A 13,588-nucleotide genomic window follows, 5' to 3' on the forward strand; every position below is an offset into this window, starting at 1 on the left:
GAGAAACAAAAGTTTTTATAATACTGGATCGCTATCTCTGCTTCTATCGGTGTCCACTGCCGGCAGAGCAATGGGGTGCAGCACCTTTTTGAGAGTTCATCACGGCAGTTTTCATAATATCTTTATCCTTAAAGATAGTGGCGAAGACTGATCAAGCAGTCGACATAAAAACTAGACGAGCAAAAACAAATAGTCAATAGAATATTTTCAAGTGCCACTTGGTCTTTTTTTTAAATTCGGTATTCACAGATGGCCATTGCACTAACATGGCGCGATAAATAACGGTGCGCTTTAAAATGAGGCTCTCTTAAAGGCATGGTTTATTTAGCGCGCATAAGTAAGTAGTTGTCGTTAAACGAATGCCTGGATAAACAAAGCATCGTACTGACGTCCACTCACCTGTTGATTTGGCTCCCGCAACCAGCAAGCGTAGAAAAGCCCACCGAGGTGGGCTTTTCAACAAGGCGCCTGAGTTGCTGACTGAAACGTTACTTGATCGGCCGCCAGGTGAAGGGATAACGGTACACCACCCCGTCATTGGCCTTGACCCCTGCAATCACCACCAGCACTACCGCGCCAATCAGTACCAGGCCCAGCAGCGCAAAGCCGATCAGCACGAACATCAGCACATAGCAAATGGCCGAAGCAATCGCCACGGTGATCTGGAAGTTCAGTGCTTCCTTGCCCTGGTCGTCAATAAACGGGTCGCTCTCGCGCTTTACCTGCCACAGGATCAGCGGGCCGATCAGGCTGCCAAACGGAAACCACATCCCGAGGAACGCCGAAAAATGACAGAACATCGCCCATTTCCGGGCGTCGCGGCCCGGTTTGGGTGTTGAAAGATCCAGCTCACTCATCACGTTCTCCGGTTGGTCGTTTGAAGGCTTTGACAGTCAATCCGGCAATTTAGTCGGCCAATGCCGCTTGTTGCAGGGCAAAAATTTCGTTCATGCCTTTTTGTGCCAGTGCCAGCATGGCGTTCAGCTCTTCAGGCTGGAACGGTGCGCCTTCGGCGGTGCCCTGAACTTCGATGAAACCGCCGCTACTGGTCATCACCACGTTGAGGTCGGTTTCGGCTGCCGAATCTTCAGGATAATCCAGGTCAAGTACCGGTACGCCCTGGTACATGCCCACCGATACCGCCGCGATCATCTGCTTGATCGGGTCACCGCCTTTGAGGCCGCCACGCTTCTTGATGATCTTCAGGGCGTCGACCAGAGCAACCATGGCGCCGGTGATCGAGGCAGTGCGGGTGCCGCCGTCAGCCTGGATTACGTCGCAGTCTACGTACAAAGTGATATCGCCCAGTTTGGACATATCCAGTGCAGCACGCAGGGAGCGGCCGATCAGGCGCTGGATTTCCAGGGTGCGCCCGCCTTGCTTGCCGCGGCTGGCTTCGCGCTGGTTACGGTCGCCGGTGGCGCGTGGCAGCATGCCGTATTCGGCAGTCAGCCAGCCCTGGCCCTGGCCTTTGAGGAACCGCGGTACGCCATTCTCGACGCTGACGGTGCAGATGACTTTGGTGTCACCGAACTCGACCAGTACAGAACCCTCTGCGTGTTTGGTGTAGTTGCGGGTGATGCGGATCGGGCGGAGCTGATCGGCAACGCGACCACTTGGACGTTTCATGTGGGATACCTGTACGGGACGGAAAACTGCCGAGCATTATAAAGGAAAGGCCATGGCTGCGCAGGGCGCGTCTGTGAACCCTGGCGGGGAACGAAGATTGGATGTATTTACGACCGACGCCATTTGGGGCAGTTGCCCGCACTGCGTTACAATCTGTCGTCTAACCTGCCGCCAGGCTTAACTCATCCAATCGCGAGGTACCGTCCATGGTGCACAGCATGACCGCCTTTGCCCGCGTCGAAAGCGCCGGCACTCAGGGCACCCTGAGTTGGGAGCTGCGTTCGGTCAACAGCCGCTACCTGGAGCCGCACCTGCGTCTGCCTGAATCTTTCCGTGACCTCGAGGGCGCGGTGCGTGAAGCGCTGCGCCAGGGCATCTCCCGGGGCAAGCTGGAATGCACTTTGCGTTTCACTGAAGAAACCACCGGCAAGCCGCTGCAGGTTGACCGCGAGCGTGCCGCCCAGCTGGTGGCCGCCGCCGAGACCATCGCCAGCCTGATCAAGCAGCCTGCCGCGCTCAACCCGCTGGAAGTCCTGGCCTGGCCCGGTGTTCTGGTAGCCGATGCCAGCGACCCGCAAGCCTTGAACACCCAGGCCCTGGCGCTGTTCAAGCAAGGCCTGCAAGAACTGAAAAACGGCCGTGAGCGCGAAGGCGCGGAACTGGCCCGACTGATCAGCGATCGCTTGACCGCCATCGAAAGCGATGTCGAAACGCTGCGCGAGCTGGTACCGCAAATGCTCGCCACCCAGCGTCAAAAGGTCCTCGATCGCTTTGCCGACATGAAGGCCGAGCTTGACCCCCAGCGCCTTGAACAGGAAATGGTTCTGCTCGCGCAAAAAAGCGACGTGGCCGAAGAGCTGGACCGCCTGAGCACCCATATTCTTGAAGTACGCCGCGTACTCAAGTCGGGGGGTGCTGCCGGGCGACGCCTGGACTTCCTGATGCAAGAACTGAATCGCGAGGCCAATACCCTGGGCTCCAAGGCATTCGATCCACGCAGCACCCAAGCGGCGGTCAACCTCAAGGTGTTGATCGAGCAGATGCGTGAACAAGTACAGAATATTGAGTAAGGCACACCCTGACATGACCCACAGCACTGGCACCCTTTATATCGTTTCTGCTCCTTCGGGCGCAGGCAAGACCAGCCTGGTCAAGGCATTGATCGACGTTGAGCCGCAGATCCGGGTATCGGTCTCGCACACCACCCGTGCCATGCGCCCAGGTGAAGTGAATGGCGTGAACTATCATTTTGTCGAGCGCGAAGAGTTCGTGAAAATGATCGAGCACGGTGACTTCCTGGAACGTGCCGAAGTGTTCGGCAACCTTTACGGCACTTCGCAAAGCCACCTGCAGCAGACCCTGGATGAAGGCCACGACCTGATTCTGGAAATCGACTGGCAAGGTGCAGAGCAAGTGCGCAAGCTGATGCCGCAGGCGCGCTCGATCTTTATCCTGCCGCCAAGCCAGGAAGCCTTGCGTCAGCGTCTGGACAACCGCGGCCAGGACAGCGACGAAATCATTGACGCTCGCATGCGCGAAGCCGTGAGTGAAATGAGCCACTATGTGGACTATGACTACCTGATCATCAACGACGATTTTGCCCTGGCACTTGAAGACTTGAAGGCCATTTTCCGTGCCAATCGCCTTCAGCAAAAACGCCAGCAACAGCGTTTTGGCAAATTACTGGCCGAACTGCTCGGTTAATGAACACTTCCCAAAACCCCTGTAAGGGCTTTACATTGGCGCTTACAGAGGTTTTAGGAGCAGTGACGGAAAAATCAGCGCTTCCCTAATGGCTGGTGATTTTTTAAACTGTTCAGTCCGCTCGCCCATCCGGGCAGCGCGCATATTGCATTTGCTACGAGGAAGACCATGGCCCGCGTAACCGTTGAAGACTGTCTAGAACACGTGGATAACCGCTTTGAGCTGGTCATGCTCTCTACCAAGCGTGCCCGTCAACTGGCCACCGGCGGTAAAGAGCCTCTGGTGCAGTGGGAAAACGACAAGCCTACCGTTGTTGCCCTGCGCGAAATCGCAGAAGGCCTGATGAGCTACGAGTTTATCGCCAACGCTGAAATCGTCGAAGACGAACCGCTGTTCGCAGCGTTCGAGGACGAGTCCAACGAGGCGAACTAAGCCTATGCCCGGTCGACGTAGCACGGCGAAGGGTAAAAAGTTTTGGCAGGAGGTTTCCTCATGCCGAGCATAGACGCCCTCGCCGATCGCTTGTCGGCGTACCTCGGCCCGGACCAGGTCAATCTGGTCCGCCGGGCGTACTTCTACGCAGAACAAGCCCACGACGGCCAACGCCGACGCAGCGGCGAGCCTTATGTCACGCATCCGCTGGCAGTGGCAAATATCCTTGCCGACATGCATATGGACCATCAGAGCCTGATGGCGGCCATGCTGCATGACGTGATTGAAGACACCGGTATTGCCAAGGAAGCGCTGGTAGCGCAGTTCGGCGAAACCGTGGCCGACCTGGTCGATGGAGTCAGCAAGCTGACTCAGATGAACTTCGAAACCAAGGCCGAAGCCCAGGCTGAAAACTTCCAGAAGATGGCCATGGCCATGGCACGCGATATCCGCGTGATCCTGGTGAAGCTGGCTGACCGTCTGCACAACATGCGCACCCTCGAAGTGCTGTCCGGCGAAAAACGCCGACGGATTGCCAAGGAAACCCTGGAAATCTACGCACCCATCGCCAATCGGCTGGGCATGCACAGCATTCGTATCGAATTCGAAGACCTCGGTTTCAAGGCGATGTACCCGATGCGCTCCGCGCGCATTTATCAGGCGGTCAAACGCGCCCGGGGCAATCGCAAGGAAATCGTCAACAAAATTGAAGAATCGCTCAGCCACTGCCTGGCCATCGATGGCATTCAGGGCGAAGTCAGCGGTCGTCAAAAGCATATCTACGGCATCTACAAGAAGATGCGCGGCAAACGCCGGGCCTTTAACGAGATCATGGATGTTTACGCATTCCGGATCATCGTCGACAAGGTCGACACCTGCTACCGCGTGCTGGGCGCTGTACATAATTTGTACAAGCCCCTGCCGGGCCGGTTCAAGGACTACATCGCCATTCCCAAGGCCAACGGCTACCAGTCGTTGCATACCACGCTGTTTGGCATGCATGGCGTACCGATCGAGATCCAGATCCGTACCCGTGAAATGGAAGAAATGGCCAACAACGGCATCGCCGCCCACTGGCTTTACAAGTCCAGTGGCGACGAGCAGCACACGGGCACCCACGCCCGGGCGCGGCAATGGGTCAAGGGCGTGCTGGAAATGCAGCAACGCGCCGGCAACTCCCTCGAATTTATCGAAAGCGTGAAGATCGACCTGTTCCCGGACGAGGTCTACGTGTTTACGCCCAAAGGACGGATCATGGAGCTGCCCAAAGGCTCCACGGCCGTCGACTTTGCCTACGCGGTGCACACCGACGTGGGCAACAGCTGCATCGCCTGTCGCATCAACCGGCGTCTCGCACCGCTGTCCGAGCCGCTGCAAAGCGGCTCCACGGTCGAGATCGTCAGCGCTCCCGGTGCCCGCCCCAACCCGGCCTGGCTTAACTTTGTGGTCACCGGCAAGGCGCGTACCCATATTCGCCATGCGCTCAAGCTGCAACGCCGTTCCGAGTCGGTCAACCTGGGCGAACGCCTGCTCAACAAGGTGCTTAACGGCTTCAACAGCGCGCTGGACAAGATCCCGGCCGAACGCGTTCAGGCCATGCTCCAGGAGTACCGCCTGGAGCAGATCGAAGACCTGCTCGAAGATATCGGCCTCGGCAATCGCATGGCCTACGTGGTGGCCCGACGCCTGTTGGGCGAAGGCGAAGCATTGCCGAGCCCGGAAGGCCCGCTGGCGATTCGCGGCACCGAAGGCCTGGTGCTCAGCTACGCCAAATGCTGTACGCCGATCCCGGGGGATCCGATCGTTGGCCATTTGTCCGCAGGCAAAGGCATGGTCGTGCACCTGGACAACTGCCGCAATATCAGTGAAATCCGCCACAACCCCGAAAAGTGCATTCAGCTGTCGTGGGCCAAGGACGTTACCGGCGAGTTCAACGTTGAATTGCGCGTCGAACTGGAACACCAGCGCGGCCTGATTGCGCTGTTGGCCAGCAGCGTCAACGCTGCCGACGGCAATATCGAAAAGATCAGCATGGACGAACGCGATGGTCGCATCAGCGTGGTCCAACTGGTGGTCAGCGTACACGACCGTGTACACCTGGCCCGCGTGATCAAAAAACTGCGCGCCCTTACCGGGGTTATCCGCATCACTCGCATGCGTGCGTAGCCATCTAATTACAAGGAGTCACCCATGTCCAAGACTGTTATCACCAGCGACAAGGCACCTGCTGCAATCGGTACTTATTCTCAGGCGATCAAAGCTGGCAATACTGTCTACATGTCCGGTCAAATCCCGCTGGACCCAAAAACCATGGAACTGGTTGAAGGCTTTGAAGCCCAGACCATCCAGGTTTTCGAAAACCTGAAGTCGGTCGCTGAAGCCGCAGGCGGTTCGTTCAAGGACATCGTCAAGCTGAACATCTTCCTGACTGACCTGAGCCACTTCGCCAAGGTCAACGAGATCATGGGCACCTACTTCGAACAACCCTATCCGGCCCGCGCCGCAATTGGCGTTGCTGCACTGCCAAAGGGCTCGCAGGTAGAAATGGACGCTATTCTGGTTATTGAGTAACGCCCTCGGCGCAGCGTCTTCATGCTGCGCCACCCCCCGCTCTTCCCGGCTTCAAAAGGATTCCACCATGCGCAAAGCGCTAGTGTTGTCACTGCTCTCCATTGTTTTGGGTGGTTGTGCCAGCGAACCCGCCCCCCGTGATATCAGTGGCATCTGGATAAATCAGGCAGCAATAGATGAAGCGGCCAAGGGTGGCGGCCTGCTTGACGCCTTGTCGTCGTCAGGGCCAACCCTGGAATGGAGCATCGACGCCGAAAACGCCAAGGCCACCTGGCGAAGCAGCTTTGAGCGGGACGAGGGTACGCTGGTGCCTGATGGCAGCGCGTCGTGGAAGGTCAATTTCTATGGCGGTGAGAATACTGACCTGAAGCTCGAAGGCTCTGAATTAATACAGGCAGCGACTGAATTCTTTCCGCGGCAGGCGTTCGTACGTCCAGCTCAAAGTGATGTCGGTGAAGTTTCCCGGGGCACAAATGCAGATTTGTTCAAATCGGTGCATTTTGAGCAGGCACTAAAGTCAGCCTATCTCGGGGGCGAATGGCGCGTACTGAGTGGTGCAGGTCAGGGTGACATTCTCGCCCAAGGGGCAAGTCAGTGGATTGCCTGGCATCAATGGCTATGAGCTGTGCCTGGGAGGTGACTGCGCCACTATGAGCGGCGGTTTGGACAGCCTCTGGCTTCAGCAGGGGGAAATGGGCGCAGCGCATATTTTTGTGCGCAAAGGCCGCACACTTGAAATCTTCGAGGCGGTGGACGTCTCAGCGCCCGACGAAATGCCCCAGTTCTACCCGGGCAAGCGTGAGTGGGCGCTGGAGAAGCTGTAAGCCAACCAAACGCCCGCTCCTACAAGACAACTCTCAGGCCTGCTCCCCCAAAATCGCAGCATAGCCCTCGCGATAATTCGAATAGCGCGGCTCCCAGCCAAGCGCCTTGGCGCGGGCATTGCTGCAGCGCTTGCTGCCTGCGCGGCGCACGCTCGCTTCGGCGGCCCATTCGGTAATGCCCAACCGCTCGCGCAACCAGTCCACCACTTCTGCCAGTGGCGCCGGTGCGTTATCCACACCTATATAGCAGTCATCCAGCGCCTTGCCCTGACGATCAGCCTCCAGCAGAAAGGCCAGCAGCCCCGCAGCATCATCGGCATGGATACGGTTGCCATACAGCGGCGGCTCAACCGCCACGCGATAACCTTTGCGCACTTGCCCCAGCAGCCATTCACGACCCGGCCCGTAGATCCCGGTCAGGCGTACCGCGCTGGCAGCGATGCCACTCTCCAGCGCCACCCGCTCGGCATCCAGGATGATCCGGCCAGAGTAGTTGGTGCTCAGGGCGGGCGATGTTTCGTCGATCCACTCCCCGTCTTTCTGGGCGTAAACGCCACTGCTGGATACAAACAGCAGACGCTTGGGTCGCTGACCATGCTGCTCCAGCCAACTCAGGGTGTTTTTCAGGCCGTCTACATATGCCGCCTGATAGCCCGCTTCGTCATGCTCGGTCGCCGCCGCGCTGTACACCACGTAGTCAATTTGCCCGGTTGGCCATTGCGTCGGGCATTGCTCGCTGAACAAATCGCCCTCCACACCGATAACGCCCGTGGGTAAACGGTCAATGGAGCGGCGCAGGCCGTAGACCTGCCAATCCTGGTCGAGCAGTTGAGTCGCCAGACGGCTGCCGACATCACCGCATCCGACGATCAATACAGAGGCTTTGGGCATCGCAAAAATCCTAATGAAAAGTTACAAAAAGACGTAATTTGGCACGACCAAAGTCGTGACTTCCGAAAAAAACAGATGCTATTGCTTTTGTTAACAAGAATTACTTGCAATAATAACCCATCATTTTGCCCTTGGTCTTACAACGCGTTGTAGGGCATTACCTCATTACTTTTCTCAGGTCCGGCTAGCATGACACGCAATCATCCCACCGCTTCGCCAACCCAGCCTTCGAGCCCTGCACGCGTCTGGCGTGGGGTGGCGGCGCTGATGTTCAGCTTGATGTTGGCACCTGTTGCGGCATTTGCCGACGAGCCTGCTGCCCCGGCCGTGCACGCGGCCACTGAAGCAGCTGCCCCGGCACCTGTTGCTGCACCGGGTACGACTGATCCTACACTGGTTGAAGGCGCTGCTGCGCCAGCCGATAACGCGCCGCAAATAGTCGCAGAAGAAGACAACAGCCTGGGCATGGCCCATGACCTGTCGCCTTGGGGCATGTACAAAAACGCAGACTTCATCGTCAAAATCGTAATGATCGGCCTGGCTATTGCTTCGATCATCACCTGGACGATCTGGATTGCCAAGGGCTTTGAAGTCCTGGGTGCCAAGCGTCGTCTGCGCAGTGAAATTGCCCAACTGAAAAAAGCTCGCACCTTGAAAGAAGCCAGCGAGACGGCTGGCAAAGAAGGCACCCTGGCCCACTTGCTGGTGCAGGACGCCCTTGAAGAAATGCGCCTGTCGGCCAACAGCCGTGAAAAAGAAGGCATCAAGGAGCGTGTAAGCTTCCGTCTTGAGCGTCTGGTTGCAGCGTGCGGTCGCAACATGAGCAGCGGCACTGGCGTACTCGCCACCATCGGTTCCACAGCACCGTTCGTCGGTCTGTTCGGTACCGTATGGGGCATCATGAACAGCTTTATCGGCATCGCCAAAACCCAGACCACCAACCTGGCAGTTGTTGCGCCGGGTATTGCCGAAGCCCTGCTGGCCACGGCACTGGGTCTGGTCGCAGCGATCCCTGCGGTAGTGATTTACAACGTCTTCGCCCGCTCCATCACCGGCTACAAGGCCCAGGTGGCGGATGCGTCTGCTGAAGTGTTGCTGTTGGTTAGCCGTGACCTCGATCACCTGCCGCCCGAGCGCAGCTCGCAACCGCACATGGTGAAAGTGGGGTAATCGGCCATGGGCCTGCATTTAAAAGAAGGCGATGACGATCTCGCCGAAAACCATGAAATCAACGTCACCCCCTTTATTGACGTGATGCTGGTACTGCTGATCATCTTTATGGTGGCAGCACCGCTGGCCACTGTGGATATCAAGGTTGACTTGCCTGCTTCCAGCGCCAAACCGGCGCCTCGCCCTGAGAAACCGGTGTTCCTCAGCGTCAAGGCTGATCAGCGCCTGTACCTGGGCGAAGAGCCGGTCACGGTTGAAGCCCTGGGCCCGACCCTGGATGCCAGGACCCACAACAACAAAGACACGACGATCTTCTTCCAGGCCGACAAGGGCGTGGACTACGGTGACCTGATGAGCGTGATGGATGCTTTGCGCGCAGCGGGTTATTTGAAGGTGGGTCTGGTCGGACTTGAGACGGCAGCCAAGAAATGACCATAGCGCGCCAAAAGATGACGCGTTACGCAATCAGCCTGGCCGCGGTGTTGGCCATCCATGCCGTGGCCGTGATTCTGGCCCTGCAATGGTCCAACCCGCGCGCTATCGAACTTCCGCCGCAAGCGATGATGGTTGACCTGGCGCCGTTGCCAGCACCACCGCCGCCTGCGCCGCCCAAAGTGGTGACACCGCCACAACCCCCGGCGCCGGTGGAAGAGTTGCCGATACCCAAGCTGGCCGAAGCGCCCAAACCGAAGATTTCTGTACCCAAACCGGTCAAGCCCAAGCAAAAGCCTCAACCGCCCAAGCCTGTGGAAAAACCGGACCCGGTCAAAGAGAAACCTTCAGAAGAGAAACCGAGCGACGCAACGCCGACCAAAAATACCAGCGAGAAATCCGCTGCACCGGCACCGGGGCCGTCGGCGCAACAACTGGCGGCCAAGGCCAGTTGGGAAGGCACTTTGCTCAGTCACCTGGGCAAGTACAAAAAGTACCCGCCTGCTGCGCAATCCCGTGGCAAGGAAGGCTTGAACCGTCTGCGCTTCGTGGTAGACGCCGAAGGCAAGGTACTGTCCTACGAACTGGTAGGGCGCTCTGGCAACGCCGATCTGGACCGGGCCACCCTGGAAATGATTCGCCGGGCACAACCCTTGCCCAAGCCGCCGCCTGAAATGCTGACCAATGGCAGCATCGAGATCGTGGCACCCTTCGTTTATTCCATCGATAAACGTCGGCGCTAACACCACAAAGGGCACCTCAGGGTGCCCTTTGTGCATCTGCGGTCTGGATAAAAAACCAGTCATACCTTGATTGGCTACTGTAGCTCTGAGGGTAATGTCTGATAACGTGCGTCTATCGATTGCAGCCGCTATGCTTGGCCCGCAACCACAGGGACGCACGCTATGACGCTTACAGAATTACGCTACATCGTTACCCTCGCCCAAGAGCAGCACTTCGGCCACGCCGCCGAGCGCTGCCATGTCAGCCAGCCGACCCTGTCGGTGGGTGTGAAAAAACTGGAAGACGAACTCGGTGTGCTGATTTTCGAGCGCAGCAAAAGTGCCGTGCGTGTAACCCCCGTGGGCGAAGCCATCGTGGCCCAGGCGCAAAAGGTGCTGGAGCAGGCCCAGGGCATTCGCGAACTGGCTCAGGCCGGCAAGAACCAGCTGACCGCTCCGCTTAAAGTAGGCGCGATCTATACCGTGGGTCCGTATCTGTTCCCGCATCTGATCCCGCAACTGCACCGGGTTGCCCCGCAGATGCCGTTGTATATCGAAGAAAACTTCACCCATGTGCTGCGCGACAAACTGCGCAACGGCGAGCTGGATGCAATCATCATCGCCCTGCCGTTCCAGGAAGCCGACGTGCTGACCATGCCGCTGTATGACGAGCCGTTTTACGTGCTCATGCCCAGCGAGCACCCGTGGACCAAAAAAGACACCATCGACGCCAGCCTGCTCAACGACAAGAGCCTGCTGTTGCTGGGCGAAGGTCACTGCTTCCGCGATCAGGTGCTGGAAGCCTGCCCGACTGTGGCCAAAGGCAATGATGGCGCCATGCACACCACGGTCGAATCCAGCTCGCTGGAAACCATCCGCCACATGGTCGCTTCCGGCCTGGGTATCTCGATCCTGCCGTTGTCGGCTGTCGACAGTCATCACTATGCCCCGGGCATCCTGGCTGTGCGTCCGCTGACCCCGCCGGTACCGTTCCGCACCGTTGCCATCGCCTGGCGCGCCAGCTTCCCGCGGCCAAAGGCGATTGAAATCCTCGCCGACTCGATCCGCCTGTGCTCGGTGGCCAAGCCGCCTGCCGCGACCTAAGTGCCACTGCAATGACCGAGTTGTCGAAAGTGTCGGTCACCGCGCTCAAGGGCGTCGGTGAGGCCATGGCCGAAAAATTGGCCAAGGTCGGACTGGAAAACGTCCAGGACGTGCTGTTCCATTTGCCGTTGCGCTATCAGGACCGCACCCGCGTTGTCCCGATTGGCGCTTTGCGCCCCGGTCAGGATGCCGTTGTCGAGGGCCGGGTCATTGGCGCCGACGTGGTCATGGGCAAGCGCCGCAGCTTGCTGGTGCGCATCAACGATGGCACCGGCGGCCTGAGTCTGCGCTTCTACCACTTCAGCAATGCGCAGAAGGAAAGCCTCAAACGTGGCACCGAAGTGCGCTGCTATGGCGAAGCCCGCCCCGGCGCTTCGGGGCTGGAGATCTACCATCCCGAATACCGCGCCATTACCGGCGACGAACCGCCACCTGTCGACACCACGCTGACGCCCATCTACCCCACCACCGAAGGCCTGACCCAACAGCGCCTGCGTCAGCTCAGCCAGCAAAGCCTGGCCATGCTCGGCCCGCGCAGCCTGCCCGACTGGTTGCCGCCGGAGCTGGCCAAGGACTATCAACTGGCCCCGCTGGATGAAGCCATTCGCTATCTGCATCAGCCGCCTGCCAATGCTGATGTTGAAGAACTCGCCCTGGGCCATCACTGGGCCCAGCACCGCCTGGCCTTTGAGGAGCTGCTGACTCACCAGCTGTCGCAACAGCGACTGCGCGAGAGCCTGCGTTCACAACAAGCCCCGGCGTTGCCCAAGGCGAAAAAACTGCCAGTGCAGTTCCTCGCCAATCTGGGTTTCCCGCCGACGGGCGCGCAGACCCGGGTTGGCAACGAGATTGCCTACGACCTCAGTCAGCCCGAACCCATGTTGCGCCTGATTCAGGGCGACGTGGGCTCCGGCAAGACCGTGGTTGCGGCGATGGCAGCGTTACAAGCACTTGAGGCGGGTTATCAGGTTGCCCTGATGGCCCCCACGGAAATCCTCGCCGAGCAGCACTTCATCAACTTCAAGCGCTGGCTCGAGCCTTTGGGCCTTGAAGTGGCGTGGCTGGCCGGCAAGCTCAAGGGCAAGGCCCGGGTCAGTGCGCTGGAGCAAATCGCCAGCGGCGTACCGATGGTGGTCGGTACCCATGCTCTGTTCCAGGACAACGTGCAGTTCAAAAACCTGGCGCTGGTGATCATCGACGAACAGCACCGCTTTGGCGTGCAGCAACGTCTGGCCCTGCGCAACAAGGGCGTGGGCGGGGTGATGTGCCCGCACCAGCTGATCATGACTGCCACGCCGATCCCGCGCACCCTGGCCATGAGCGCCTATGCCGACCTCGACACCTCGATCCTCGACGAGCTGCCGCCGGGCCGTACTCCGGTCAATACGGTGCTGGTGGTCGATACGCGGCGTCTCGAAGTGATCGAGCGGGTGCGCGCCGCCTGCGCTGAAGGGCGCCAGGCGTATTGGGTGTGCACCCTGATCGAAGAGTCTGAAGAAATGACCTGCCAGGCTGCCGAAACCACCTTTGAAGACCTCTCCAGCGCCTTGGGTGAGCTGCGCGTCGGGTTGATTCACGGGCGAATGAAGCCCGCTGAAAAAGCCGAAGTCATGGCGCGCTTCAAGGCTGGCGAGCTGCAATTGCTCGTGGCCACCACGGTGATTGAGGTGGGCGTCGACGTGCCCAACTCAAGCTTGATGATCATTGAAAACCCCGAGCGCCTCGGCCTGTCCCAGCTGCACCAGTTGCGCGGTCGCGTGGGCCGGGGCAGTGCCGTCAGCCATTGCGTGCTGCTGTATCACCCGCCGCTGTCACAAATCGGCCGTCAGCGCCTGGGCATCATGCGCGAGACCAACGATGGCTTTGTGATCGCCGAAAAAGACCTCGAACTGCGCGGCCCCGGCGAAATGCTCGGCACTCGCCAGACCGGTCTTCTGCAATTCAAGGTCGCCGACCTGATGCGCGATGCCGACCTGCTGCCCGCCGTGCGCGAGGCCGCCCAGGCGTTGATCGAACGCTGGCCGAGCCATGTCAGCCCCCTGCTTGATCGCTGGCTGCGCCACGGTCAGCAATATGGTCAGGTGTAAAAGACCATTCAGTAAATGGCCC

Annotated in this window: 13 protein-coding genes and 1 pseudogene; 11 read left to right on the forward strand and 3 right to left on the reverse strand. The window is 58.9% G+C overall.

The features are described 5' to 3' along the window. Window positions 1–488: 488 nt before the first annotated feature. Together ACP7BE_RS14305 and rph are read right to left on the reverse strand one after the other, a co-directional pair. Window positions 489–857: a DUF4870 domain-containing protein gene (locus tag ACP7BE_RS14305; RefSeq protein ID WP_094999718.1), complete on the reverse strand. Its 369-nt coding sequence runs from the start codon at window positions 855–857 to the stop codon at window positions 489–491. Window positions 858–906: 49 nt separating this feature from the next. Continuing rightward, window positions 907–1,629, reverse strand: a complete 723-nt coding sequence (gene rph, locus ACP7BE_RS14310) for a ribonuclease PH (RefSeq protein ID WP_016782701.1) — start codon at window positions 1,627–1,629, stop codon at window positions 907–909. 206 nt (window positions 1,630–1,835) lie between these two features. On the opposite strand from rph, the gene ACP7BE_RS14315 reads away from it, so the two are divergent. The 6 genes and pseudogenes from ACP7BE_RS14315 (at window position 1,836) to ACP7BE_RS14340 (ending at window position 7,160) form a co-directional block, all read left to right on the forward strand. Next, on the forward strand, window positions 1,836–2,699 hold the full coding sequence (locus ACP7BE_RS14315; protein WP_095017870.1) for a YicC/YloC family endoribonuclease: 864 nt from the start codon (window positions 1,836–1,838) through the stop codon (window positions 2,697–2,699). A gap of 13 nt (window positions 2,700–2,712) precedes the next feature. Then, complete coding sequence (gmk, locus tag ACP7BE_RS14320; protein ID WP_016782706.1) at window positions 2,713–3,333, forward strand: guanylate kinase; 621 nt, start codon at window positions 2,713–2,715, stop codon at window positions 3,331–3,333. Window positions 3,334–3,501: 168 nt separating this feature from the next. Continuing rightward, window positions 3,502–3,765 (forward strand): DNA-directed RNA polymerase subunit omega, encoded by a 264-nt coding sequence (rpoZ, locus tag ACP7BE_RS14325; protein WP_016782707.1) that lies wholly within the window; start codon window positions 3,502–3,504, stop codon window positions 3,763–3,765. 60 nt (window positions 3,766–3,825) lie between these two features. Beyond that, complete coding sequence (gene spoT / locus ACP7BE_RS14330; protein WP_016782708.1) at window positions 3,826–5,931, forward strand: bifunctional GTP diphosphokinase/guanosine-3',5'-bis pyrophosphate 3'-pyrophosphohydrolase; 2,106 nt, start codon at window positions 3,826–3,828, stop codon at window positions 5,929–5,931. Window positions 5,932–5,955: 24 nt separating this feature from the next. Next, window positions 5,956–6,336, forward strand: coding sequence for a RidA family protein (locus ACP7BE_RS14335; RefSeq protein WP_016782709.1), 381 nt, complete (start codon window positions 5,956–5,958; stop codon window positions 6,334–6,336). Between the two features lie 67 nt (window positions 6,337–6,403). Beyond that, window positions 6,404–7,160, forward strand: a pseudogene (locus ACP7BE_RS14340) (hypothetical protein). Between the two features lie 33 nt (window positions 7,161–7,193). On the opposite strand, the gene ACP7BE_RS14345 reads toward ACP7BE_RS14340, so the two are convergent. After that, entirely contained in the window at window positions 7,194–8,051 is an 858-nt protein-coding gene (locus ACP7BE_RS14345; RefSeq protein ID WP_094999714.1) for an NAD-dependent epimerase/dehydratase family protein, read from the reverse strand. A gap of 189 nt (window positions 8,052–8,240) precedes the next feature. Here ACP7BE_RS14345 and exbB point away from each other — a divergent pair, with 189 nt between their 5' ends. The 5 genes from exbB to recG all read left to right on the forward strand — a co-directional run bounded on the left by exbB (window position 8,241) and on the right by recG (window position 13,566). Next, window positions 8,241–9,221, forward strand: coding sequence for a tonB-system energizer ExbB (gene exbB / locus ACP7BE_RS14350; RefSeq protein WP_426106275.1), 981 nt, complete (start codon window positions 8,241–8,243; stop codon window positions 9,219–9,221). Window positions 9,222–9,227: 6 nt separating this feature from the next. After that, window positions 9,228–9,653, forward strand: a complete 426-nt coding sequence (exbD, locus tag ACP7BE_RS14355) for a TonB system transport protein ExbD (protein ID WP_016782713.1) — start codon at window positions 9,228–9,230, stop codon at window positions 9,651–9,653. Then, complete coding sequence (locus tag ACP7BE_RS14360; RefSeq protein WP_094999712.1) at window positions 9,650–10,396, forward strand: TonB family protein; 747 nt, start codon at window positions 9,650–9,652, stop codon at window positions 10,394–10,396. Before exbD ends, ACP7BE_RS14360 begins: the two co-directional genes overlap by 4 nt. 162 nt (window positions 10,397–10,558) lie before the next feature. Beyond that, on the forward strand, window positions 10,559–11,479 hold the full coding sequence (locus ACP7BE_RS14365) for a hydrogen peroxide-inducible genes activator (RefSeq protein WP_094999711.1): 921 nt from the start codon (window positions 10,559–10,561) through the stop codon (window positions 11,477–11,479). Window positions 11,480–11,490: 11 nt separating this feature from the next. Then, a complete protein-coding gene (gene recG, locus ACP7BE_RS14370; protein WP_094999710.1) occupies window positions 11,491–13,566 on the forward strand; it encodes an ATP-dependent DNA helicase RecG in 2,076 nt (691 codons plus the stop codon). Window positions 13,567–13,588: the final 22 nt, after the last annotated feature.

The organism is Pseudomonas sp. TWR1-1-3, from assembly GCF_049896805.1.
Taxonomy (GTDB): domain Bacteria; phylum Pseudomonadota; class Gammaproteobacteria; order Pseudomonadales; family Pseudomonadaceae; genus Aquipseudomonas; species Aquipseudomonas bubulae.

Excerpts from the sequence above, each read along its gene's own strand:
- ACP7BE_RS14305 (WP_094999718.1), bottom strand. The coding sequence starts at position 857 with ATGAGTGAGCTGGATCTTTCAACACCCAAACCGGGCCGCGACGCCCGG.
- rph (WP_016782701.1), bottom strand. The coding sequence starts at position 1,629 with ATGAAACGTCCAAGTGGTCGCGTTGCCGATCAGCTCCGCCCGATCCGC.
- ACP7BE_RS14315 (WP_095017870.1), top strand. The coding sequence starts at position 1,836 with ATGGTGCACAGCATGACCGCCTTTGCCCGCGTCGAAAGCGCCGGCACT.
- gmk (WP_016782706.1), top strand. The coding sequence starts at position 2,713 with ATGACCCACAGCACTGGCACCCTTTATATCGTTTCTGCTCCTTCGGGC.
- rpoZ (WP_016782707.1), top strand. The coding sequence starts at position 3,502 with ATGGCCCGCGTAACCGTTGAAGACTGTCTAGAACACGTGGATAACCGC.
- spoT (WP_016782708.1), top strand. The coding sequence starts at position 3,826 with ATGCCGAGCATAGACGCCCTCGCCGATCGCTTGTCGGCGTACCTCGGC.
- ACP7BE_RS14335 (WP_016782709.1), top strand. The coding sequence starts at position 5,956 with ATGTCCAAGACTGTTATCACCAGCGACAAGGCACCTGCTGCAATCGGT.
- ACP7BE_RS14345 (WP_094999714.1), bottom strand. The coding sequence starts at position 8,051 with ATGCCCAAAGCCTCTGTATTGATCGTCGGATGCGGTGATGTCGGCAGC.
- exbB (WP_426106275.1), top strand. The coding sequence starts at position 8,241 with ATGACACGCAATCATCCCACCGCTTCGCCAACCCAGCCTTCGAGCCCT.
- exbD (WP_016782713.1), top strand. The coding sequence starts at position 9,228 with ATGGGCCTGCATTTAAAAGAAGGCGATGACGATCTCGCCGAAAACCAT.
- ACP7BE_RS14360 (WP_094999712.1), top strand. The coding sequence starts at position 9,650 with ATGACCATAGCGCGCCAAAAGATGACGCGTTACGCAATCAGCCTGGCC.
- ACP7BE_RS14365 (WP_094999711.1), top strand. The coding sequence starts at position 10,559 with ATGACGCTTACAGAATTACGCTACATCGTTACCCTCGCCCAAGAGCAG.
- recG (WP_094999710.1), top strand. The coding sequence starts at position 11,491 with ATGACCGAGTTGTCGAAAGTGTCGGTCACCGCGCTCAAGGGCGTCGGT.